Origin of the sequence: Pseudomonas antarctica, from assembly GCF_900624995.1 — a bacterium.
GTDB classification, from domain to species: Bacteria; Pseudomonadota; Gammaproteobacteria; order Pseudomonadales; family Pseudomonadaceae; genus Aquipseudomonas; species Aquipseudomonas antarctica.
In genome coordinates this window covers 41140-63214 of sequence record NZ_UYXQ01000024.1, presented here as the reverse complement: position 1 = coordinate 63214, position 22075 = coordinate 41140, and the positions used below count along the sequence as shown (strand labels likewise).

The following is a 22075-nucleotide window of genomic DNA, read 5'->3' as shown; positions in this document are numbered from 1 at the left end:
GGGTACTGGTTCCAGAAATCTGGATCGCCTTCGCTGAAAAAACCGGTATTGAAGCCTTGCGGGCCACCACCCGAGATATTCCCGATTACGACGTGCTGATGAAGCAACGCCTGCGCATCCTCGACGAGCATGGGCTCAAGCTCGCCGATATCCAGGCAGTGATCGCCACCCTCAAGCCGCTGGACGGTGCCATCGAGTTCGTCAACTGGCTGCGCGAGCGCTTCCAGGTGGTGATTTTGTCAGACACCTTCTACGAGTTCTCCCAACCGCTGATGCGCCAACTCGGCTTCCCGACCTTGCTGTGCCATCGGTTGATTACCGATGAGAACGACCGGGTGGTGAGCTACCAACTGCGCCAGAAGGACCCCAAGCGCCAGTCGGTGCTGGCGTTCAAGACCCTCTACTACCGCGTGATCGCCGCCGGTGATTCCTATAACGACACCACCATGCTCGGCGAAGCTGACCGTGGGATTCTGTTCCATGCGCCGGAGAATGTGATTCGCGAGTTCCCGCAGTTCCCCGCGGTGCATACGTTTGAGGACTTGAAGAAAGCGTTCATCAAGGCGTCGAATCGGCCATTGAGCCTGTAGTTGATTGGTTGATGCTGTTGGCTTCATCGCGTGCAAGCCCGGCTCCCACATTTTGATTTGTGACCCTTAAAATGTGGGTGCTGGCTTGCCTGCGATGAAGCCGGTTCAGTCTGCGCCTAAATCCCGGCCAGCAACCGCTCATAGGGAATACTTAAACCTTCATGCAGGCGTTTGATCATCGCCAGGCTCAGCTTTCGCTTGTGATTCAGCACTTCGGACACTCGCCCGCTCGTACCGATAAAAGGCTCCAGGTCGCGGGCAGTCATGCCCAACTGCTCCATGCGAAATTTAATCGCTTCCACTGGGTCCGAAGCCAGCATTGGAAAATGTTCCGCCTCGTACTTCTCAATGAGTACGGCGAGGATTTCCAGCTCGTCACCCTCTGGCGAGCCGACTTGCGCTCCCCATAGCTGCTCGACGCGTGCGAGCGCCGCAGTCAGGTCTTCCTGGGAATGAATAGGTTTGATGTTCATCACACGGTCTCCGCGTTGATCTGGTCGTATTGCGCATGGGTCCCTACGAAACGGATGAAACCCAGCTGTCGTTGATAGTCGATCGCCATGATCACTCGGGACTTGTTGCCGCCCACGTTGAAAACAACCCTGCCGCCCTTGAGAATGCTCGCCGTTCTAAGCTCATCTTTGAGTGCCTGCGGCGTGGCGTAAATAGTCTTCTCCATGTGGCGATACAGCTCCACCAGCGGCGTTTTGGCCTCGATATACGCGGGATGGCTTTCCCAGAATATTCGTAAGGTAGAGAGTGCGATTATCCGCATCGTTGCAATCTCCCAATACGGGAGATAGTAGATATGCTTGAGTGGATATGCAATCGCGGAAATAATTTCTGACGAGTAGACAGTCGCTTCATGTGATCCTTCACAAACGGCGGGTGGACGGTAGGGGCTGGACGCTATCCTCCCACTCACACGCCGTCCACGGCCATTCTGATTCAGGCTTTTTCGGCTACGGGGCTCTGCGTCCGAGCGCCAGGAAGATACGGAGCGCTACAGGCTTTCCAACGTGTGTAACAAAACTCGCACCTTGGTCAGCGACTCCTGATACTCCGCCTCCCACTGCGAGTCCGCTACGATCCCGCCGCCGCCCCAGCAGCACACCTGCCCATCCTTGACCAACAAACTGCGAATCGCGATGGAGCTGTCCATCTCGCCGCGTACGTCCAGGTACACCAGCGAGCCGCAGTACAAGCCGCGTCGCGTCGGCTCCAGCTCGTCAATGATCTGCATCGCGCGGATCTTCGGCGCGCCGGTGATCGAGCCGCCGGGGAAGCTGCCGGCGATCAGGTCGAGGGCGTCTTTGTCATCGGCCAAGGTGCCGGTGACGCTGCTCACCAGGTGGTGCACGTTGGGGTAGCTTTCCAGGCTGAACAACTCCGGCACTTTGACCGAGCCGGTGCGGCAGGTGCGGCCGAGGTCGTTGCGCAGCAGGTCGACGATCATCAGGTTTTCGGCGCGATCCTTGGGGCTGGCCAGCAGTTCGGCGGCGTGAGCTGCATCCTCTTCGGCGGTCAAACCCCGCGGGCGGGTGCCTTTGATCGGGCGGGTTTCGACGTGGCGTTCGCTGACCCTGACGAAGCGCTCCGGCGACAGGCTCAATACCGCGCCGTGATCCGGCAGGCTTTGAAAACCTGAGAAAGGTGTAGGACAGGCTTCACGCAGAGCGCAGTAAGCCACCCATGGGTCGCCGATGCACGGCGCCCGGAAGCGCTGCGCGAAGTTGACCTGATAGCAGTCGCCCGCCTGGATATAGTCCTGAATGCGCACGATGGCCTGGCGATAAGCCTCGGCTGTGAGGTCGGGCGCCATCGGGCCGTGGAGCTTGAAGGTGGCTGATGTTTGTGGGGCAGGCTGGCTGAACAGGTCGATCAGCCGTTGTCGCTCGCTGTCGGCCTGCGCCGGGTGGAAGACCAACTGACTGGTCTGTGCCTGGTGATCGCTGATCAGCGCCCACGCATACAGCCCGAAGCGTGCATCCGGCAGGTGCAGGTCATCCACCGCCAAGTGTGGCATCTGTTCGAGGTGCCGGCCGAAGTCGTAGCTCAGATAGCCGATCAAGCCGCCGGCAAACGGCAGTTCCACACCTGCCGGCATTGCCGCTTCACCCAGCTGCGTCAGGTTATCGCGCAAGCGTTGCAGGAAATCACTGCCGCTTTCGTCAGGCCTTACGGTCAAGGTTGCTTGTGGCCAGGCGCTGAGCACGTCATAGCGCCCGCGTTCGGCAGCCGGGCGCCCGCTGTCGAGCAGCACCGCACCGGGGGCATGGCGAATCGTCGCAAAGTATTCGGCGGGGTTGGCCCGGTAGGGCAGCGAGTGTACGGAGCAGGTCGACATTGCGGGGCGGATCAGCGATTGGCGTGGGGAGGCGATTGTAGTCCCCCGTAGGATTTGGTCCTAGAGGGGATGTCGGCTATAGACAGATTGAAGCCCGGATCAGCCTTCGACCTGGGGTATATGCCCAAACATTTCCTGCACAAACTTCACGCGCTCTTGCGGGGTTTCCGTCACGCCGGCGGCTTTCAGCTCTTCCAGGCGCGCTTCCACGGCGTGGGTGCGCAGGGTCAGGCCGCAGTCGTTGGCGATTTGGATATTCAGCCCCGGCCGCGCATTCAGCTCGAGAATCAGCGGGCCTTTTTCTTGGTCCAGCACCATGTCCACACCGATGTAACCCAGCCCGCACAGCTCATAACAACTGGCCGCAAGTGTCATGAAACCGTCCCAGTTGGGCAGTTGCACGCCATCCACGGCGTTGGTGGTGTCGGGGTGTTTGGTGATGATGTTGTTCAGCCAGGTGCCGCGCAATGTCAGGCCGGTGGCCAGGTCGACTCCCACGCCAATCGCGCCCTGGTGCAGGTTGGCCTTGCCGCCGGACTGGCGCGTCGGCAAGCGCAGCATGGCCATCACCGGGTAGCCCATCAGCACAATGATGCGGATATCCGGCACGCCTTCGTAGCTGATGCTCTTGAAGATCTGGTCGGGTACCACGCGGTATTCGATCAGCGCGCGGTCGCGGTGGCCGCCCAGGGAATACAGGCCGGTGAGGATGCTGGAAATCTGGTGCTCGATTTCTTCATGGCTGATGATCTTGCCGGACACCGTGCGATAGCGCCCCTCAAAACGGTCAGCCACCACCAGGATGCCATCGCCGCCGGCACCTTGGGCCGGCTTGATCACGAAGTCGCTACGCCCACCGATGATCTCATCGAGCTTGTCGATTTCTTTTTCGGTGGAAATGATTCCGTACATCTGTGGCACGTGAATACCGGCCGCTATCGCGCGCTCCTTGGTGATGATCTTGTCATCCACAATCGGGTACAGGCTGCGCTTGTTGTACTTGAGTACGTAGTCGGCGTTACGCCGGTTGATGCCCATGATCCCCCGCGCTTCGAGGGCCTTCCAGGTCTTCCAGAAGCCGAACATTACGAGTCAGCCTTGAGGAAGGCCTTGAAACGCACCAGCTCGGTCAGGCGGTAGCCGCGATAACGGCCCATGGCCAGCATGAAGCCCACCAGGATCAACAGGATCGCCGGGAAGGTGAATACAAAGTAGATCAGTTCCGGCACGCTCATGATGATGTGCGCCAGCGAGGCGGCGAACAGCGTACCAATCGCCACTTTCAGCGCATGGTTGGCGCCGCGTTCTTCCCAGGTGATCGACAGGCGTTCGATGGTCATGGTCAAAATCACCATCGGGAACAGCGCCACCGACAGCCCACGCTCAAGGCCCAACTTGTGGCTGAACAGGCTGATGGCCGCAATCAGCACCACCACGAAGGTCAGCACCACCGACAGCCTTGGCAACATCTGCAATTTCAAGTGTTCCAGGTACGACCTGAGCGATAAGCCCAGCGCCGTAATAATGGTGAACAGCACAATGCCGAAGCCCAGTTGCGTCTCGCGAAATGTCAGGGCGATCAGCACCGGGGTAAAGGTGCCGAGGGTCTGCAGGCCGATCAGGTTGCGCAGGATCAGGATCACCAGCACGCCAATTGGGATCATCACCATGATCATGAAGGTCTGCTGGGTTTGCAGCGGCAGGCCGTACAGCGAGTATTCGAGGAAGTTGGCATCGGTGTTTTCGTCGGTCAGCTTGGCCAGGCGAATCGCGTTCATTTCGCTGTTGTTCAGGCTGAACGTCACCATGGCCTTCTTGCCGCCATCGACGGTGATCAGGTTTTCATCGCCGGTCCACCACTGCAGGCGGTCAGCCGGCAGGCCCTGTTCACCGGTTTCCGGGTTGAAGTACAACCAGTCATTGCCATTGAAGCTGCGCAACCACAGTTCCGGGGTTTGAGGTTGGTCGGCCACCAGGCGGATGGTGTGGACTTTTTCCACCGGTACGTGGGCGATGGACAGCAGCAACTCGACGATTTTGGCCTTGTGCGGGGTCGACGGGTCGCCCGCCAGCAGCAGCTTCACATTGTCGTCGTTGAGGTTGTTGGTGCGTTTGATCGCTTCGGTAATAAAGGTTTCGACGTCGGCCGAGTGCTGGCGGATCGGCGCCAGCAACGCTTCGGCGGCGATTTTTTCCGGGCCTTCCACGGCAATGCTGTCGCGGAAGGTCGGGCCTTTGACCTTGACCTTTTCGCCGCTGTAACGCTTGGTCAGCACCAAGCGGTAATACAGCGTCTGGTTGCCCTTGGCACGGCGTGCCGACCAGGTGACCTTGCGGTTGCCGTCGGTGCGGTTGACGCTTACGCCGTAGTTATTCGAGATGAAACTTTCGTTGAGACTGACGAAGTCGCGGCTCAGGGGCGGCACGAACATCGAGATCTTCACGGGGTCCTTGGGGTTGGCGACGAACTCGACTTTCGCGTCGATGTTCCACAGGTCGTCGGTGGCGTCCTCGGTGACAGGAATTCCCTGCACGAAAATCTGGTAGGCGGTGACCGAAATGCCCAACACCACCAGGAGGGTGATCAGGATTTTCAGGTGCAGGGTCAGAGAGCGCATTCGGTTTACTCGGCGGTATGAGCGTCAGCGGCGCAGGCAGGTTTGCCCGCTGCGTATTTAAGACTGGGGTCGACCAGCGCATCAAAGCGTTTCAAGGCTTCGGAGCCGATCAGCAGCGGGTATTGGAATGCGCTGCGGTCAGTCAAGTTCACTTCGATGCTGCGTAAAGCGCTGCCCATGCAGATATCCAGCGCAATCACTGGTCGGGCAGTGTAGTTCTTGTCCTCATCGGGGTCGTAGTCACCGGCGCGGCGCTTGATCTTGCTGACGCGGGCCAGTGGGCGTTCGATGGGGTGGGAATGGGCGGTGTCGATGGCCAGGTAAAAGCGTACCCAGGATTCACCGTTACGCTTGAAGCGCTTGATATCGCGGGCACTCAAGGAGGCGGTTTTGGCGCCGGTGTCGAGTTTGGCCGCCACTTCCAGGTCAATGCCGGCAAGTTTCGCGTATTCATTCAGGCCATACACGGTCTTCTCGGCGGCGACGCCAAGGCTCGGTATGCATACTAGGCAACACAGTAAAAGGAAGGGCTTGAGTCTCATAGATCCTGAGGCGGTGCAGTGCGATGTTTAATTCAAGGCGACTGGCATTGCTGCGCAAGCTCCCTCGTGCGCCGTTTCATCAAATGATGTCAGGCAAAAGCGGTGGGCATTCTAACATGATGCTTTTTTGGCGCCAGCGCTGGCAGGCGGCCATGCTCCGATAAAGCGCAGGCGAGGTTATTAGACGATTGTCGACAATATTGTTTTATTCTTTGACTATTACAGGCTGATTGGCTAGTTTTTGCGGCATTGCTTTTAAAGGTGTCGACAATATGCTCGATCAAACGGAAATCTCCGTGGCGCTGTCAGACGATTCCCAGACAATGTCGGAGAACGTCTTCCGGCGTATCCAGGCCGCCATCGTTAAGGGGGAAATCGCCCCCGGCAGCAAGATTTCCGAGCCGGAATTGGCGCGCACCTACGGCATCAGCCGTGGCCCATTGCGCGAAGCGATCCACCGACTGGAGGGTCAGCGCCTGCTGGTGCGCGTGCCTCACGTTGGCGCACGAGTGGTGTCCTTGAGCCACGCCGAGCTGATCGAACTCTACGAAATTCGCGAATCCCTGGAAGGCATGGCCTGCCGCCTGGCCGCCGAGCGCATGACCGACGCGCAAATCGAAGAGCTGCGCCAAGTGCTGCACACCCATGAGCGCGACGAAGCGTTCCAGGCTGGCGTCGGCTACTACCAGCAGGAAGGCGACTTCGATTTTCATTACCGGATAATTCAAGGCGCCGGCAACCGCACCCTCACCCAAATGCTCTGCGGCGAGCTGTACCAATTGGTGCGCATGTACCGTATCCAGTTCTCCGCCACCCCCAATCGTCCACGCCAGGCTTTTGCCGAGCATCACCGCATTCTTGACGCGATTGCCGATCGCGACGGTGAACTGGCCGAATTGTTGATGCGCCGCCATATCGGCGCTTCCAAACGCAACATTGCCCGTCACTTCCCCGACGGCGCCCCCCAGACAGCCACTCAGCGAGGTGAGTCATGAGTTCCAACAATAAAACCACTCCAGGCCAGCGGTTCCGTGATGCAGTCGCCAGCGAACAGCCACTGCAAGTGGTGGGCGCAATCAACGCCAACCACGCGCTGCTGGCCAAACGCGCCGGTTTCAAGGCCATCTACCTCTCGGGTGGCGGTGTCGCTGCCGGTTCCCTCGGTGTGCCGGATTTGGGCATCACCGGCCTGGATGACGTGCTGACCGACGTGCGCCGCATCACTGACGTGTGCGACCTGCCGCTGCTGGTAGACGTGGACACCGGCTTCGGCTCCTCGGCCTTTAACGTGGCACGCACGGTCAAGTCGATGATCAAGTTCGGCGCCGCCGCTATCCACATCGAAGATCAGGTCGGCGCCAAGCGCTGCGGTCATCGCCCGAACAAAGAAATTGTGTCCCAGCAGGAAATGGTCGACCGCATCAAGGCCGCCGTGGACGCGCGCACCGATGACAGCTTCGTGATCATGGCGCGTACCGATGCGCTCGCCGTCGAAGGGTTGGAGTCCGCCCTGGAACGCGCTGCCGCCTGCATCGAAGCCGGTGCCGACATGGTCTTTCCGGAAGCCATCACTGAGCTTGAGATGTACAAGCTGTTCGCCTCCCGCGTGAAAGCGCCGATCCTGGCTAACATTACCGAGTTCGGCGCGACCCCGCTGTACACCACCGAACAGTTGAAATCTGCCGATGTTTCCATCGTGCTGTACCCGCTCTCGGCCTTTCGTGCCATGAACAAGGCTGCCGAGAACGTCTACACCGCGATCCGTCGCGACGGCACCCAGCAGAACGTGATCGACACCATGCAAACCCGCATGGAGCTTTACGATCGCATCGACTACCACACCTTCGAGCAGAAGCTCGATGCGCTGTTTGCTGCGAAAAAGTAACGAACGCGCCTCCCTGAATAACTACAAAATTGGAGAACAACCATGGCTGAAGCAAAAGTACTCAGTGGCGCCGGCCTGCGTGGCCAGGTAGCCGGGCAGACCGCACTGTCCACCGTAGGCCAGGCCGGTGCCGGCCTCACCTATCGCGGTTACGACGTGCGTGAACTCGCCGCCGACGCGCAATTTGAAGAAGTCGCTTACCTGCTGCTCTACGGCGAGCTGCCGACCAAAGCCGAACTGGCCGCCTACAGCAAAAAACTGAGCACGCTGCGCGATCTGCCCCAGGCCTTGAAAGAAGTTCTGGAGCGCATCCCCGCCGACGCCCACCCGATGGACGTGATGCGCACCGGTTGCTCGTTTCTGGGCAATATCGAGCCCGAGAAAGACTTCAGCGTGCAACGCGATGTCACCGACCGCCTGCTCGCCGCCTTCCCGGCGATCATGTGCTACTGGTACCGCTTCAGTCATGACGGTAAGCGCATCGACTGCGTCACCGACGAGCCGAGCATCGGCGGCCACTTCCTGCACCTGCTGCACGGCAAGCAGCCGAGCGCGCTGCATGAGAAAGTCATGAACGTGTCGCTGATCCTCTACGCCGAGCACGAATTCAACGCGTCGACCTTCACCGCCCGCGTATGTGCCTCGACCTTGTCCGATCTGTATTCGTGCGTCACCGCCGCCATCGGCTCCCTGCGCGGCCCGCTGCATGGCGGCGCCAACGAAGCGGCGATGGAAATGATCGAGCGTTTCGGCTCGGCCGAAGAAGCCGTTGAAGGCACCCTTGGCATGCTGGCGCGCAAAGACAAGATCATGGGCTTTGGCCACGCGATCTACAAAGACAGCGACCCGCGTAATGAAGTGATCAAGGGCTGGTCGAAAAAACTCGCTGACGAAGTGGGCGACAAAGTGTTGTTCCCGGTCTCTGAAGCCATCGACAAGACCCTGTGGGAGCAGAAGAAGTTGTTCCCCAACGCCGACTTCTACCATGCCTCGGCTTACCACTTCATGGGCATACCGACCAAGCTGTTCACGCCGATCTTCGTGTGTTCGCGCCTCACTGGCTGGGCCGCGCATGTGTTCGAACAGCGCGCCAACAACCGCATCATCCGTCCAAGCGCCGAATACATCGGCGTTGAGCAGCGCAAGTTCGTGCCAATCGAGCGTCGCTGAGTGAAGTGACCGGCGATCCTGAAGTGGTAACCGAATCAAAAATGTGGGAGCGGGCTTGCTCGCGAATACGGTGTGTCATTCAACACATAGGGCGACTGTTACACCGCCTTCGCGAGCAAGCCCGCTCCCACATTTTGACCTCATTCCAATTCTGGATCTGCCTCGGCTCTTCTTTTGTAACTACCGTGACCGAGTCCTGACGATGAACACTGAATTTCGTAAACCGCTGCCCAGCAGCCGCCTGGATTTCTTTGATGCCCGTGCGGCCGTCGATGCAATCACCCCTGGCGCCTACGCCACCTTGCCTTACACCTCACGCGTACTCGCGGAGAACCTGGTGCGCCGTTGCAACCCGGCCACGCTCAATGCGTCCCTGAGCCAACTGATCGAGCGCAAGCGTGACCTCGACTTCCCGTGGTTCCCGGCGCGTGTGGTGTGCCACGACATTCTTGGGCAGACCGCCCTGGTCGACCTCGCCGGCCTGCGCGATGCCATCGCCCTGCAAGGCGGCGACCCGGCCCAGGTCAACCCGGTGGTGCCGACCCAACTGATCGTCGACCACTCCCTGGCCGTTGAGGCCGGTGGTTTCGACCCGGACGCGTTCGAGAAAAACCGCGCCATCGAAGACCGTCGCAACGAAGACCGTTTCCACTTTATCGAATGGACCAAAAAGGCCTTCAAAAACGTCGACGTGATCCCGCCCGGCAACGGCATCATGCACCAGATCAACCTGGAGAAAATGTCCCCGGTGATTCAGGTGCGAGATGGCGTGGCGTTCCCTGATACCTGCGTCGGCACCGACAGTCACACCCCACACGTGGATGCCCTGGGCGTGATCGCCATCGGCGTCGGCGGCCTGGAAGCCGAGAGCGTGATGCTCGGCCGCGCCTCGTGGATGCGCCTGCCGGAAATCATCGGCGTGGAGCTCACCGGCAAGCTGTTGCCCGGCATCACCGCCACCGACATGGTGCTGGCGCTGACCGAGTTCCTGCGTAAACAAAAAGTGGTCGGCGCGTGGCTGGAGTTCTTCGGCGAAGGCGCCTCCAAACTGACCCTGGGCGACCGCGCGACCATCTCCAACATGGCCCCGGAATACGGCGCCACGGCGGCAATGTTCTACATCGACCCGCAGACTATCGCCTATCTGAAACTCACCGGCCGTGAAGACGAGCAAGTCACCCTGGTGGAGCACTACGCGCGTCACACCGGCCTGTGGGCGGATGACCTCAAGGGCGCGCAGTACGAGCGTGGCCTGACCTTCGACCTGTCCAGCGTCGTGCGCAACATGGCGGGGCCGAGCAACCCGCACGCGCGTGTCGCCACCAGCGACCTGGCGGCCAAGGGCATCAGCGGCCAGTGGGACGAAGTGCCGGGGCAAATGCCCGACGGCGCGGTGATCATTGCTGCCATTACCAGTTGCACCAACACCAGCAACCCGCGCAACGTGATCGCCGCCGGCCTGTTGGCACGTAACGCCAACAAGCTCGGGCTGGCCCGCAAACCGTGGGTCAAATCCTCGCTGGCGCCGGGTTCGAAAACCGTGGCGATGTACCTTGACGAAGCGGGCTTGACCCACGAGTTGGAGCAGTTGGGTTTTGGTGTCGTGGCATTCGCCTGCACCACCTGCAACGGCATGTCCGGTGCGCTCGACCCGGTGATCCAGCAAGAAATCATTGACCGCGACCTCTACGCCACTGCCGTGCTTTCCGGTAACCGCAACTTTGACGGGCGTATTCACCCGTACGCCAAGCAAGCGTTCCTCGCTTCGCCGCCGCTGGTGGTGGCTTATGCGATTGCCGGCACCATCCGTTTCGACATTGAAAAGGACGTGCTGGGCCTGGATGCCGACGGCAAGGAAATCCGCCTCAAAGACATCTGGCCGAGCGACGAAGAGATCGACGCGGTGGTCAAGGCTTCGGTCAAGCCGGAGCAGTTCCGCGCGGTCTACATCCCGATGTTCGCGATTCACGAAGACACCGGCCCTAAAGTCGCGCCGCTGTACGACTGGCGCCCGCAAAGCACCTACATCCGCCGCCCGCCCTACTGGGAAGGCGCGCTGGCCGGTGCCCGTCCGCTCAAGGGCATGCGCCCGCTGGCGGTGCTACCGGACAACATCACCACCGACCACTTGTCGCCGTCCAACGCGATCATGCCGGGCAGCGCCGCCGGTGAATACCTGGCGAAAATGGGCCTGCCGGAGGTCGACTTCAACTCATACGCCACCCACCGCGGCGACCACTTGACCGCGCAGCGCGCGACCTTCGCCAACCCGAAACTGTTCAACGAAATGGTGGTTGAAAACGGCAAGGTCAAGCAGGGTTCCCTGGCGCGTATCGAGCCCGAAGGCCAGGTCACGCGGATGTGGGAAGCCATCGAAACCTACATGGAACGCAAGCAGCCGCTGATCATTATTGCGGGTGCCGACTACGGCCAGGGTTCGTCCCGCGACTGGGCGGCCAAAGGCGTACGCCTGGCCGGTGTAGAGGCGATTGCCGCCGAAGGTTTTGAGCGTATTCACCGCACCAACCTGGTGGGCATGGGCGTGTTGCCGCTGGAGTTCCTGCCGGGCACCGACCGTCACACCTTGAACATCGACGGCAGCGAAACCTATGACGTAATCGGTCAGCGCACCCCGCGTGCGCAGTTGACCCTGGTGATCAACCGCAAGAATGGCGAACGTGTCGAAGTGCCGGTGACGTGCCGCCTGGACACCGCTGAAGAAGTGTCGATCTACGAGGCGGGCGGCGTGTTGCAACGTTTTGCCCAGGACTTCCTGGAATCGGCGGCGACCGCCTGAGGGGTTAACCATGGCACACGCAGCGCAAATCAAGATCCCCGCCACGTACATGCGTGGCGGTACCAGCAAGGGCGTGTTTTTCAGCCTCAAAGACCTGCCCGCAGCGGCGCAGGTGCCGGGAGCCGCGCGCGATGCCCTGCTGTTGCGGGTGATCGGCAGCCCCGATCCCTACGACAAGCAGATTGACGGCATGGGCGGCGCCACCTCGAGCACCAGCAAAACCGTGATCCTCGCCAAAAGTACGCGCGCCGATCATGACGTGGACTACTTGTTTGGCCAGGTGTCCATCGACAAGCCTTTTGTCGACTGGAGTGGCAACTGCGGCAACCTGTCCGCCGCGGTGGGCTCGTTCGCCATCAGCGCCGGGCTGGTCGACCCGGCCCGCGTGCCCCGCAACGGCGTAGCCGTGGTGCGGGTCTGGCAGGCGAATATCGGCAAGACCATCATTGCTCACGTGCCGATCACCGACGGCACGGTGCAGGAAACCGGCGACTTCGAACTCGACGGCGTGACCTTCCCAGCCGCCGAGGTGCAGCTGGAGTTTATGGACCCGGCGGCGGAAGAAGAGGGCGGCGGTGGCTCGATGTTTCCCACTGGCAATCTCATCGACAACTTGGAAGTGCCCGGTGTCGGCACCTTCAAGGCGACGCTGATCAACGCGGGCATCCCGACGATTTTTATCAACGCTGAAGACCTCGGCTACACCGGTACCGAGCTGCAAGGCGCGATCAACAGCGACCCCAAAGCCCTGGCGATGTTCGAGACCATACGCGCCTATGGCGCCTTGCGCATGGGCTTGATCAAACACCTGGACGAAGCCGCCCAGCGCCAACACACGCCGAAGGTCGCGTTTGTGGCCAAACCTTTGGACTACGTGGCGTCCAGCGGTAAGGCAATCAAGGCCGGTGATGTGGATTTGCTGGTGCGCGCGCTGTCGATGGGCAAGCTGCACCACGCCATGATGGGCACGGCGGCGGTGGCGATTGGCACAGCGGCGGCGATTTCCGGCACCTTGGTCAACCTCGCAGCCGGTGGTGTTGAGCGCAATGCGGTGCGCTTCGGGCATCCGTCCGGCACCTTGCGTGTCGGCGCTGAAGCGACACAAGTGAACGGCGAATGGGGGGTGAAAAAAGCCATCATGAGCCGCAGCGCGCGAGTCCTGATGGAAGGCTTCGTCCGCGTTCCCGGCGACGCCTTCTAACAGCTTGCACTGACCCCACATGGAATGGTGGTATCCGCACGACCAAGGCAGGCAATCAGACCTGCCAAACCACGATCAACCCTGACCCTGAGGATGGAACAACCCCTAACTGTTTGGAGAACGGCCATGAGCGCTAACGTCGACCAGAACAACCGCCCCGATTACGACCAAGTCCTGCAGGACATCGCCGATTACGTCCTCAATTACCGCATCGAGTCCCGGGACGCCTTGGACACTGCCCGCAACTGCCTGATGGACACACTCGGCTGTGGCCTGCTGGCCCTGCGCTTCCCCGAGTGCACCAAACATCTGGGGCCGATCGTCGAGGGCACAGTGGTGCCGTTCGGCGCGCGCGTGCCGGGTACCTCCTTTCGCCTGGACCCGATTAAAGCCGCCTGGGACATCGGTTGCATCGTGCGTTGGCTCGACTACAACGACACCTGGCTCGCCGCCGAATGGGGTCACCCTTCGGATAACCTCGGTGGCATCCTCGCCGTGGCTGATCATCTTTCGCAAAAGCGCGTGGCCAATGGCGACGCACCGCTGACCGTGCGCGCGGTGCTGGACGCGATGATCATGGCCCACGAAATCCAAGGTGTGATTGCCCTGGAAAACGCCTTCAACCGCGTCGGCCTTGACCATGTGCTGCTGGTGAAAGTCGCCTCCACGGCGGTCACGGCCAAGCTGATGGGCGCCAACCGCGAGCAGTTGCTGGCTGCATTGTCCCATGCGTTTGTTGATGGCCAGGCACTGCGTACTTATCGGCATGCGCCGAACGCCGGCTCGCGCAAATCTTGGGCGGCAGGCGATGCATCCAGCCGTGGCGTGCGCCTCGCGGATATAGCCCTGCGCGGCGAGATGGGCATTCCTGGTGTGTTGAGCGCGCCGCAGTGGGGTTTCTACGACGTGCTGTTCAGCCACACCAAAAAGGACCTGGCGCTCAAGCCTGAAGACAAACGCGCGTTCAGCCTGTCCCAGCCCTACGGCACCTACGTGATGGAAAACGTGCTGTTCAAGATCAGCTTCCCGGCTGAGTTCCATGCGCAAACCGCCTGCGAAGCCGCAGTGACATTGCACCCGCAGGTCAAAGATCGGCTGCTTGAAATCGAGCGTATTGTGATCACCACCCACGAGTCGGCGATTCGCATTATTTCCAAGGTCGGCCCACTGGCCAACGCCGCCGACCGCGACCACTGCCTGCAATACATGACCGCTGTGCCGTTGGCGTTCGGCAACTTGGTGGCCGAGCAGTACGAAGATGAGTTTCACGCGGCCCATCCGATCATTGATGAGCTGCGCCAGAAGATGGTGATCGTCGAAGAGCCACGCTACAGCCGCGAATACCTGGAGGCGGACAAGCGCTCCATCGCCAACGCGGTGCAGGTGTTTTTCAAGGATGGTTCCAGCACCGAGCAGGTGGCGGTGGAATACCCGATTGGGCACCGCCGGCGTCGGGCGGATGGCATTCCATTGCTGGAAGACAAGTTCAAGGCCAACCTGGCCACGCGATTTACCGCACAACGCAGCGGGGAGATTTTTGCAGTGTGCAAGGATCAGGCGCGGCTTGAGGCTACGCCGGTGAATCGGTTTGTAGATCTGTTCGTTATTTAGAAGACACTACAAAACTAATGTGGGAGCGGGCTTGCTCGCGAAAGCGGAGTGTCAGGCAATTCATCTGTCACTGACACACCGCATTCGCGAGCAAGCCCGCTCCCACACAAGCCTGTTCCCACATTTGGATGGGGGGCGGCCTCAGGTAATTACATACTGCCTTCCACATCATCCAGGCTAAACGTCTCGGTATGGTCGTCATACGAGAAAATCTCCGCATAACGCCCCCACGCCACTACGCTTTCCAGGGTTTTTTCCACAAAGGCTTCGGTCATCGAGTCTTCCAATTCCTGCTCAAAACGCACCCGTGGCGCACGGTGCCCGCTGCGTTCAAGCAGCACCTGATGAATGCGCGCGGCCAACGGCACGTGCCGGATCAAATGCTCGGCGAACAGGGTTTTACGCTCTTGGGTGCCGTAGTCGGCGAACAGCTTGCCGGCGTCGGTGAGGGTAATGTCGGCGCCCTTGAGCTCGGCGAAACCCAAGTGCTCGAGCATTTCGGCCACCGGGAACAAATCGTCGACTTCCAGCAGGCGCCGTTCCGCCACGGTCGGTAAGCCGGCGTGGCCGTTGTAGGGCTCGGCGGCCAGGGTTTCGATCAGACCGGCCATCAGGTTGGTGGACACTTGTGGCAGCAGGCTGCCCATTTTCAGCTCGGGTATGCCTTTGACATCGGCGCTGCGCCGGTCGGTCATCAGCGCATAGATGTCGTCGACCATTTGCCGGAAGGTTGGGGCCAGCCGGTTGCGCGGGTGCGCAAACGGCACTTTGATTTCGGCGACCACGCGGCCGGGGTTGGACGACAACACCAGGATGCGGTCGCACATCAGCACCGCTTCTTCGATGTTGTGGGTCACGATCAGGATCGACTTGATCGGCAGCTGTTTGCCGCTCCACAAATCCAGCAGGTCGGTACGCAGGGTTTCGGCGGTGAGCACGTCCAGGGCCGAGAAGGGTTCGTCCATCAGCAGCAAGGTTGGGTTGACGACGAGGCCGCGGGCAAAGCCCACACGCTGGCGCATGCCGCCGGACAATTCGCGCGGGTAAGCGTTTTCAAAACCGTCCAGGCCGATCAGGTCGATGGCGGCCAGGGCGCGCCTGCGGCTTTCCTTGCGCTCGACTTGCAAGGCTTGCAGGCCGGCTTCCACGTTTTCCAGCACAGTCAGCCAAGGGAATAGCGCAAAGGTCTGGAACACCATCGCCACCCCTTCAGCCGGGCCGTTCAGCGGCGCGCCGTTATACAGGACGTCGCCCGACGATGGTTGAATCAGCCCGGCGATGATACGCAGCAGCGTGGACTTGCCTGAGCCGGAGCGGCCGAGCATGCCGACGATCTCGCCTTCATGCAGGCTTAGGTCCACGCCGCAGAGCACCTGCAGTTCGTCTTTGCCTTTGCCGAAGACGCGGTTGACGTTTTTCAGCGAGTAGATTCTCGGCGTATCAGCCGCGTGTTCGGTAGCGCTATTCATCACAGCGAATCCCATCAATTCAGACGAAGTTTGTTTTCAGCCAAGGCGTACATCGGCCGCCAGACTGCGCGGTTGAAGGCCACGACGAAGATCGACATCACCACCACGCCCAGCGCGATCTTTGGGAAGTCGCCGGCGGCGGTGGTCTGTGCGATGTAGGCGCCCAGCCCGTGCGCGACCACGTTGTCCTGACCCCAGGACACGTACTCGGAAACGATACTGGCGTTCCACGCGCCGCCCGACGCAGTAATGGCGCCGGTGACGTAGTACGGGAAGATTCCCGGCAGCATCACCTTGCGCCACCACAGCCAGCCGCGAATACGGAAGTTGGCGGCGGCCTCCTTGAAGTCGTTGGGAAACGCACTGGCGCCGGCGATCACGTTGAACAGGATGTACCACTGGGTGCCTAGCACGATCAGCGGGCTCAACCAGATATCCGGGTTGAGGTGGTAATGCAGGATCACGATCACGAACACCGGGAACAGCAGGTTCGCCGGGAACGCGGCAAGGAACTGCGCCAGCGGCTGGATTTTTTCCGCGAGGCTGGGGCGCAAGCCGATGATCACCCCCAAAGGCACCCAGATCAGCGACGCGATCAGGATCAGGCCGGTGACCCGCAGCAGTGTGATCAAGCCCAGTACAAACACATGGCCGACCTCGGCGAAGGTCACCTCGGTGCCGACGTACAACACGATGTGATACAGCGCATACGCCGCCATCAGGGAGATGAGCGTGCCCCATGCCCAATCGATAATCTTTGAGGTGCCAGGTGTTTCCACCGGCAACGCTTTGAATGCACCGCCTGCCAGGCTGAAGCGTTTGTTGCCGATACGGCTGATGGCGCGGGTGATCGGGCGCAGGATGCGCTGAACCACGCGCGTACGTTGGATCAGGTTGAGCACCCAGGATTGCGGCGCTGCACCCTGGGAGGCGGTGGTTTCCATGCGGAACTTGTCAGCCCAGGCCACCAAGGGGCGGAACAGAAACTGGTCGTAGATCAGGATCACCGCGATCATCGCCAGGATCACGTAGCCCACGGCGTGCAGGTCTTTCTGGGCAATGGCCAGCGCCAGGTATGAGCCCACGCCCGGCAGGGTGATGGTCTTGTCGCCGACGGTGATGGCTTCGGAGGCGACCACGAAAAACCAGCCGCCGGACATGCTCATCATCATGTTCCACACCAGCCCCGGCATGGCGAAGGGCACGTCGAGCTTCCAGAACTTCTGCCAGCCGCAGAGACGCAGGTTGGTCGATACTTCCACCAGGTCATGGGGCAGCATGCGCAGTGACTGGTAGAAGCTGAAACTCATGTTCCAGGCCTGGCTGGTGAAGATCGCAAAAATTGCCGCGAACTCGGCACCCAGTACGCGCCCGGGAAACAGCAGCAGGAAAAACGTCACGGTAAAGGAGATGTAACCCAGCACTGGCACCGATTGCAGGATATCGAGCACCGGCACCAGCAGTTTCTCGGCGCGCCGGCTTTTGGCCGCCAGGGTGCCGTACAACAGCGTGAAAATCAGCGCTGCGACCATCGCCGCGAGCATGCGCAGGGTAGTGCGCATCGCGTACTCCGGCAGGTTGGCCGGGTCGAGGGAAATGACTTCACTTTGCAAGGTGGCGATAGGCGCCCAGGTCTCGCGGGCGGTGATGGAAAAAAACAACAGAAAGCCAATCACCAGCGGCAGGGCGACCAAGTCCCAGCGGTTGGGCAGCAAGCGCAGCGTGGACGCCGGTATGTAGTGACGGAATACTTTTTTCATAGGCCGTTGCTCATAGGCTGTCAGTTCTGCAGCGTTCAGGTTCAGGGGCGTGATGGGCGTGAGCTTCGCTGCTGCACGAGTGTCCCTGCGAGAAGGACGGGCGCTGTTTTCGTGAGTCAGGGGCAACGAGACGTTGCTGGCGGGATTGTACGTTTCTGAATGTTACAAGCACATAAATTTGCTGTCAGTTTCCTGTACGAACGGCGGCTAGGCGTTGGGGCCCTACCGCTGATACAAATAGCTACTCACACGACCTACGACGTCGGAACCCTCTTCCAGATAAATGCCAATCAGGTAACCGGACGGCTTGCACATTCAGGCCCTCTGATAATCGGCAATTGCGAATTTAATACCTGAATCTGGGAAGGTACCTATGACTAGCGTAAACACTCGGCCAGCACCCTACACCGTTGGCTATGAACAGCCTCAGAAGGCGTCGCCGATCAACTACGAAGACAGCGCGCAAGCTGCTCAAGAAAACGGTGCTCAGGCCAATTCTGCGCCGCCCAACAGGCAAATGACGCCTGAACAGCGTGGCAACTTTTCGAGCCATCGCAGCATCGTTAATCCAAATCAGGCGCAGGGGGCGGGTGCACCGGACCCGCTCGCAGAGCTGACTGAAAAAAATAACGCGCTTCACGCCAAACTCAAGGCGTTGACTGACAAGTTCGGTCCGATTATCAAGCAGCTCAGCCAGAAAATAATGGACCTGACTGCACAACTTGAGACTTCAGGCAAAGCCACTAACGACGCTTCAAACGCTCAGGCTCAGGGCCGTGGTAGCGATAGTCAGAATGTTGCGCCGCCTGAGACGTCTCCTAATCAGGATGACGTAAGTACACAGCAATCTGCGGACACACAGCAGCCAGCACCTGCTCCAGGTACACCGGACGCTCCAGTCACTCAGCCAGGCCAGGCTGCGGGGCTTGATGAACTGATCCAGGCGACTGCTGCGTTCAGCAAAACACTTGACAGCATACTCGAGAGGTTCAAAGCGATCATCGAAGGCTTGACTCAGACAATTAATGATTTGATGACGCGAATCGACACGATGAACACCTCTCAAAATCAGGCGCCTTCTGAGCAGGCGGACGGCGCCGAGTCGGCTTCGCCATACAGCGCACAGCCTGAAACACAGGCCTCTTCACAAAACGAACGCTCGGCTCAGGTGAATGCGCAAACCGCGCCGGCGAATGGCGATGTGGAAGGAATCAAGAAGGAAAACGCCAGGCTTGAAGCCCAGCTTGATTATATGGAGGACATGTTCGCGGATACCATCTCAAGACTCCAACAACAGGTAGCCACCTTGGCTCAGAAAATTCCGCAAAAGGGCTAGGGCTCGACATGCCTAGGTGAGTGTGGGGCGACCTCACACTCATCCGCTTCAGCATCGATCGTTTACTCAAACCGCAGGATCACCCGACGGTTGTGCTTGCTCTTCTTCTCGATCTTCTCGCAGAACACCCGGCCGATTTCCTCGGTGTTGATCACATGGGTGCCGCCGCATGGCTGGATATCGATCCCGGCGATTTCAATCACCCGCACTGATCCCTGAATCACTGGCGGCGCAACCGCCTGGGTGCGGGTGATCTGCAGCAGGGTTGAATACTCCGTGGCGGGCATCGACAGGGTTTTCACCGCGTGTGCCTGTTGGATCAGTGCGTTGAGGTCGCGGGTGATGCTGTCTTTGTCGAGGGTCATTTCTGGCAGATCAAAATCCAGGCGGCCTTTGTCGGCGCTGATGCTGCAGCCGGTGACGGGGGCATCGATGATCGAGCACAGCAAGTGCAGGCAGGTGTGCATCTTCATGTGCTGGTAGCGCCGTTCCCAGTCCAGGCCAGCGTCCACCTGCACCCCGGCGGTCAGTTGCTCGGGGCAATGTTCCACCTGATGCCAGATGATCGAACGCAACACCGGGTCACGTACGGTGCCGATCACGTCGACCCGCGTGCCATCGGCCAGTGTCAGGTGGCCGGTGTCTCCCGGCTGCCCGCCGCCGGTGGGATAAAACAGCGTGTGCTCCAGTGCGACGCCGTGTTCGCTGACCGCAATCACCCGGGCGCTGAAGGCGTTTTGGTAGGGCGCGCTGTCGAACAGCGCCAGGGTTTCCATGGTGTGCACGGACATGTTCAACCTCCGACAATCAGTGGGCTGGCTTGCAACAGATGACGCACCATTGCACTTAAGCCAGGGGGGGAAAGCAGGGTAATTTCAAATTCCGGCCCGCAGACTTTCAGGTTCAGCGGCAGGCGCGGCAACTGGTCGCCGACGTCAAGGCGGCGCAGGCGAAATTGCAGGTGATGGCGTTCTTTCACCGTGGGTTCCAGCATCAGCCCCTGCAAGGGGTGAAAGTCGGCGTCCAGCACCGTGACCTTGTGGCTGGCGCTGACTTCGCCAACCACGTGCAAACGCTCATCCATGGCGAAGGCGCCCAGATAATTGCTGTGATCCGACTCGGCATTTTTTTGCAATTGGACCTGGTTGACCACTTTGACCTTAGTGCCGGCCGGCACGTCCTGGGTGATTACGCAGGAGGGGCTGATAAACACGTTGTCGCCGATCAGTACATAGCCCAGCACGCGGGCGCCGGATCCCACCTCGACATTGTTGCCCAGGCGTGGGTGGCGTTTGCCATCCGGGTTGTTGGCGATACCTCGGGCGCCCAGGGTGACGCCGCAAAGGATGTAGCAATCGTTACCGATCTCGCAGGTTTCGCCGATCACCGTGCCGTAGCCGTGGTCCAGCACAAAGCGTCGGCCGATACGCGCTGCGGGATGAATCTCGGCGCCGGAAAGGATTTTGCCTTGGTTACTGAGCTTGAGGGCCATGCGCGAAAACGTGCCGGTGGTCTGGTCAGGGAAATGCCACACCAGGTGCGCAAGGCGGTAAAACAGCACCGCCTTGAACGAAGCATAGGACTCCAGGATCAACTCGCCGCGCCCGCGTGACGCCGGGTCGCGATAGGCGTAGGCGATCAAGTCTTCGGCTACGGCTTGGGCGGCGTTCTGGATCAACGGCGCCAGGTGTGGCTCCAACTGCTTCATCTGCGCAGGCGTCAAGGTCTGGATAAGGTGCGTGAGCAGCTCATCGTGCAGCTGTTGCATGTCGATAAAGCCCCCCATGGAGGCACCCCCGCATTCTGGATAGTTGGGAAACCGGTTATTCGAAACTGGGCAGGTAGCTGTCAGCATTGTCGTAGACCATGGTCAACACCACCGTTTCGGGCGGCAGTTCGGGGGCGAGCTGCGCGATGGCAACCATGTTGGCGGCCGAGGACAAGCCCAGGCTGATGGCGTCGGTACGCATGATGCGTTTCATCATGTCGATGCACGCCTGGCGCGACACTTTCAGCATTCCGTCCAGCACATCCACGTTAAGAATGCTCGGGATCAAGCCAATCGACAGGCCTTGGATATGGTGCGGCGCGTGCTGGTTTTTCAGCAGGTCGCATTCCTCCGGTTCCACACCCATCACGCGCATTGCCGGCCAGGCAACCTTGAGGGTTTCGCCGATGCCGGTGATGTGGCCGCCGGTGCCGATGCCGCTGACGAAGTAGTCCACGCGTCGCTCACCGAAGGCGTGGAGGATTTCCGGCGCGGTGGTATCGCGGTGAGTTTGCGGGTTGGCGCCGTTGCGCTGCTGGTTGAGCATCACGTAACTGGGGTTTTCCAGTTGCAGCTCCATGCATTTTTCGCCGTGGGAGTTGTTCCCCAGGCGGCTGTCCGAGAGCACCACCTTGGCGCCGTACAGGCGTAGCAGTTTCTGCTTTTCTGGGCTGTAGTTATCGGGAATCACCAGCACCACTTTATAGCCCAGTACGTTACCGGCCATTACCAGGCCGATGCCGGTGTTGCCGCCGCTGGGCTCAATGATGGTCTGCCCGGAGTCACGCATCAGCACGCCCCGGCGCTCTGCGTCGAGGATCATGCCCAAGGCGATGCGCGCCTTGTGGCTACCGCCGGGGTTGAGGGATTCAAGCTTGGCGTAGACCTCGATGCCGAGGTCTTCGGAAAACTGCGCCAGGCGTACAATCGGCGTACGGCCGATCACGTCGAGAATGGAATTGTGCAACATCGGTCAGTCCC

The 22075-nt window shown here is 60.2% G+C and carries 19 protein-coding genes; 8 read left to right on the top strand and 11 right to left on the bottom strand.

Going from position 1 to position 22075, the window contains the following annotated elements; all coding sequences use genetic code 11:
* Nucleotides 1-590 (top strand): bifunctional phosphoserine phosphatase/homoserine phosphotransferase ThrH (thrH, locus tag E0F99_RS15220; RefSeq protein ID WP_130908810.1); only part of this gene is annotated, 590 nt, incomplete at its 5' end.
* 116 nt (nucleotides 591-706) lie between these two features.
* Here thrH and E0F99_RS15215 read toward each other — a convergent pair.
* The 6 genes from E0F99_RS15215 to rloA form a co-directional block, all read right to left on the bottom strand.
* Entirely contained in the window at nucleotides 707-1063 is a 357-nt protein-coding gene (locus E0F99_RS15215) for a helix-turn-helix domain-containing protein (protein ID WP_083357303.1), read from the bottom strand.
* Nucleotides 1063-1365, bottom strand: a complete 303-nt coding sequence (locus tag E0F99_RS15210) for a type II toxin-antitoxin system HigB family toxin (RefSeq protein ID WP_083357304.1) — start codon at nucleotides 1363-1365, stop codon at nucleotides 1063-1065. The genes E0F99_RS15215 and E0F99_RS15210 overlap by 1 nt, the downstream gene beginning before the upstream one ends.
* A gap of 228 nt (nucleotides 1366-1593) precedes the next feature.
* Nucleotides 1594-2937 carry an aminodeoxychorismate synthase component I gene (pabB, locus tag E0F99_RS15205; RefSeq protein WP_083357305.1) on the bottom strand — a complete coding sequence of 448 codons (1344 nt, stop codon included), beginning with the start codon at nucleotides 2935-2937 and terminating at the stop codon, nucleotides 1594-1596.
* 99 nt (nucleotides 2938-3036) lie between these two features.
* Nucleotides 3037-4023, bottom strand: a complete 987-nt coding sequence (locus E0F99_RS15200) for an alpha-L-glutamate ligase-like protein (protein ID WP_083357306.1) — start codon at nucleotides 4021-4023, stop codon at nucleotides 3037-3039.
* Nucleotides 4023-5555 carry an osmotic stress tolerance membrane protein RloB gene (rloB, locus tag E0F99_RS15195; protein ID WP_083357307.1) on the bottom strand — a complete coding sequence of 511 codons (1533 nt, stop codon included), beginning with the start codon at nucleotides 5553-5555 and terminating at the stop codon, nucleotides 4023-4025. The genes E0F99_RS15200 and rloB overlap by 1 nt, the downstream gene beginning before the upstream one ends.
* 5 nt (nucleotides 5556-5560) lie before the next feature.
* Nucleotides 5561-6097 (bottom strand): retropepsin-like aspartic peptidase RloA, encoded by a 537-nt coding sequence (rloA, locus tag E0F99_RS15190; RefSeq protein WP_083357308.1) that lies wholly within the window; start codon nucleotides 6095-6097, stop codon nucleotides 5561-5563.
* Between the two features lie 272 nt (nucleotides 6098-6369).
* Here rloA and E0F99_RS15185 point away from each other — a divergent pair, with 272 nt between their 5' ends.
* The 6 genes from E0F99_RS15185 to prpD all read left to right on the top strand — a co-directional run bounded on the left by E0F99_RS15185 (nucleotide 6370) and on the right by prpD (nucleotide 14761).
* Nucleotides 6370-7092: a GntR family transcriptional regulator gene (locus tag E0F99_RS15185; protein ID WP_083357309.1), complete on the top strand. Its 723-nt coding sequence runs from the start codon at nucleotides 6370-6372 to the stop codon at nucleotides 7090-7092.
* Nucleotides 7089-7982, top strand: coding sequence for a methylisocitrate lyase (gene prpB, locus E0F99_RS15180; protein ID WP_016979248.1), 894 nt, complete (start codon nucleotides 7089-7091; stop codon nucleotides 7980-7982). Before E0F99_RS15185 ends, prpB begins: the two co-directional genes overlap by 4 nt.
* Before the next feature lie 42 nt (nucleotides 7983-8024).
* Entirely contained in the window at nucleotides 8025-9152 is a 1128-nt protein-coding gene (prpC, locus tag E0F99_RS15175) for a bifunctional 2-methylcitrate synthase/citrate synthase (RefSeq protein WP_083357310.1), read from the top strand.
* Between the two features lie 202 nt (nucleotides 9153-9354).
* A complete protein-coding gene (gene acnD / locus E0F99_RS15165) occupies nucleotides 9355-11949 on the top strand; it encodes a Fe/S-dependent 2-methylisocitrate dehydratase AcnD (RefSeq protein WP_083357311.1) in 2595 nt (864 codons plus the stop codon).
* 10 nt (nucleotides 11950-11959) lie between these two features.
* Complete coding sequence (gene prpF, locus E0F99_RS15160; RefSeq protein ID WP_083357312.1) at nucleotides 11960-13150, top strand: 2-methylaconitate cis-trans isomerase PrpF; 1191 nt, start codon at nucleotides 11960-11962, stop codon at nucleotides 13148-13150.
* Nucleotides 13151-13276: 126 nt separating this feature from the next.
* The gene (gene prpD, locus E0F99_RS15155) at nucleotides 13277-14761 is read left to right on the top strand and encodes a 2-methylcitrate dehydratase (RefSeq protein ID WP_083357313.1); all 1485 of its coding nucleotides are present in this window, start codon (nucleotides 13277-13279) and stop codon (nucleotides 14759-14761) included.
* A gap of 149 nt (nucleotides 14762-14910) precedes the next feature.
* On the opposite strand, the gene E0F99_RS15150 is transcribed toward prpD, so the two are convergent.
* Nucleotides 14911-16230 (bottom strand): ABC transporter ATP-binding protein, encoded by a 1320-nt coding sequence (locus E0F99_RS15150; protein WP_083357314.1) that lies wholly within the window; start codon nucleotides 16228-16230, stop codon nucleotides 14911-14913.
* A gap of 14 nt (nucleotides 16231-16244) precedes the next feature.
* Entirely contained in the window at nucleotides 16245-17990 is a 1746-nt protein-coding gene (locus tag E0F99_RS15145; protein WP_083357315.1) for an ABC transporter permease, read from the bottom strand.
* A 373-nt stretch (nucleotides 17991-18363) separates the two neighbouring features.
* Here E0F99_RS15145 and E0F99_RS15140 point away from each other — a divergent pair, with 373 nt between their 5' ends.
* Nucleotides 18364-19326 (top strand): hypothetical protein, encoded by a 963-nt coding sequence (locus E0F99_RS15140; protein ID WP_083357316.1) that lies wholly within the window; start codon nucleotides 18364-18366, stop codon nucleotides 19324-19326.
* 62 nt (nucleotides 19327-19388) lie between these two features.
* Here the strand turns inward: E0F99_RS15140 and E0F99_RS15135 are convergent, their stop codons facing one another.
* The 3 genes from E0F99_RS15135 to E0F99_RS15125 are packed head-to-tail and all read right to left on the bottom strand — an operon-like array spanning nucleotide 19389 to nucleotide 22064.
* A complete protein-coding gene (locus E0F99_RS15135; protein ID WP_083357317.1) occupies nucleotides 19389-20117 on the bottom strand; it encodes an alanyl-tRNA editing protein in 729 nt (242 codons plus the stop codon).
* Between the two features lie 2 nt (nucleotides 20118-20119).
* Entirely contained in the window at nucleotides 20120-21112 is a 993-nt protein-coding gene (locus E0F99_RS15130) for a serine O-acetyltransferase (protein ID WP_083357318.1), read from the bottom strand.
* A gap of 37 nt (nucleotides 21113-21149) precedes the next feature.
* A complete protein-coding gene (locus tag E0F99_RS15125) occupies nucleotides 21150-22064 on the bottom strand; it encodes a PLP-dependent cysteine synthase family protein (RefSeq protein WP_083357319.1) in 915 nt (304 codons plus the stop codon).
* Between the last annotated feature and the right edge of the window lie 11 nt (nucleotides 22065-22075).

Coding starts and splice junctions, on each gene's coding strand:
- E0F99_RS15150 (WP_083357314.1), bottom strand. CDS start 16,230: ATGAATAGCGCTACCGAACACGCGGCTGATACGCCGAGAATCTACTCG.
- rloA (WP_083357308.1), bottom strand. CDS start 6,097: ATGAGACTCAAGCCCTTCCTTTTACTGTGTTGCCTAGTATGCATACCG.
- rloB (WP_083357307.1), bottom strand. CDS start 5,555: ATGCGCTCTCTGACCCTGCACCTGAAAATCCTGATCACCCTCCTGGTG.
- pabB (WP_083357305.1), bottom strand. CDS start 2,937: ATGTCGACCTGCTCCGTACACTCGCTGCCCTACCGGGCCAACCCCGCC.
- prpF (WP_083357312.1), top strand. CDS start 11,960: ATGGCACACGCAGCGCAAATCAAGATCCCCGCCACGTACATGCGTGGC.
- acnD (WP_083357311.1), top strand. CDS start 9,355: ATGAACACTGAATTTCGTAAACCGCTGCCCAGCAGCCGCCTGGATTTC.
- E0F99_RS15125 (WP_083357319.1), bottom strand. CDS start 22,064: ATGTTGCACAATTCCATTCTCGACGTGATCGGCCGTACGCCGATTGTA.
- E0F99_RS15130 (WP_083357318.1), bottom strand. CDS start 21,112: ATGGGGGGCTTTATCGACATGCAACAGCTGCACGATGAGCTGCTCACG.
- prpB (WP_016979248.1), top strand. CDS start 7,089: ATGAGTTCCAACAATAAAACCACTCCAGGCCAGCGGTTCCGTGATGCA.
- E0F99_RS15135 (WP_083357317.1), bottom strand. CDS start 20,117: ATGTCCGTGCACACCATGGAAACCCTGGCGCTGTTCGACAGCGCGCCC.
- E0F99_RS15210 (WP_083357304.1), bottom strand. CDS start 1,365: ATGCGGATAATCGCACTCTCTACCTTACGAATATTCTGGGAAAGCCAT.
- prpC (WP_083357310.1), top strand. CDS start 8,025: ATGGCTGAAGCAAAAGTACTCAGTGGCGCCGGCCTGCGTGGCCAGGTA.
- prpD (WP_083357313.1), top strand. CDS start 13,277: ATGAGCGCTAACGTCGACCAGAACAACCGCCCCGATTACGACCAAGTC.
- E0F99_RS15140 (WP_083357316.1), top strand. CDS start 18,364: ATGACTAGCGTAAACACTCGGCCAGCACCCTACACCGTTGGCTATGAA.
- E0F99_RS15200 (WP_083357306.1), bottom strand. CDS start 4,023: ATGTTCGGCTTCTGGAAGACCTGGAAGGCCCTCGAAGCGCGGGGGATC.
- E0F99_RS15145 (WP_083357315.1), bottom strand. CDS start 17,990: ATGAAAAAAGTATTCCGTCACTACATACCGGCGTCCACGCTGCGCTTG.
- E0F99_RS15215 (WP_083357303.1), bottom strand. CDS start 1,063: ATGAACATCAAACCTATTCATTCCCAGGAAGACCTGACTGCGGCGCTC.
- E0F99_RS15185 (WP_083357309.1), top strand. CDS start 6,370: ATGCTCGATCAAACGGAAATCTCCGTGGCGCTGTCAGACGATTCCCAG.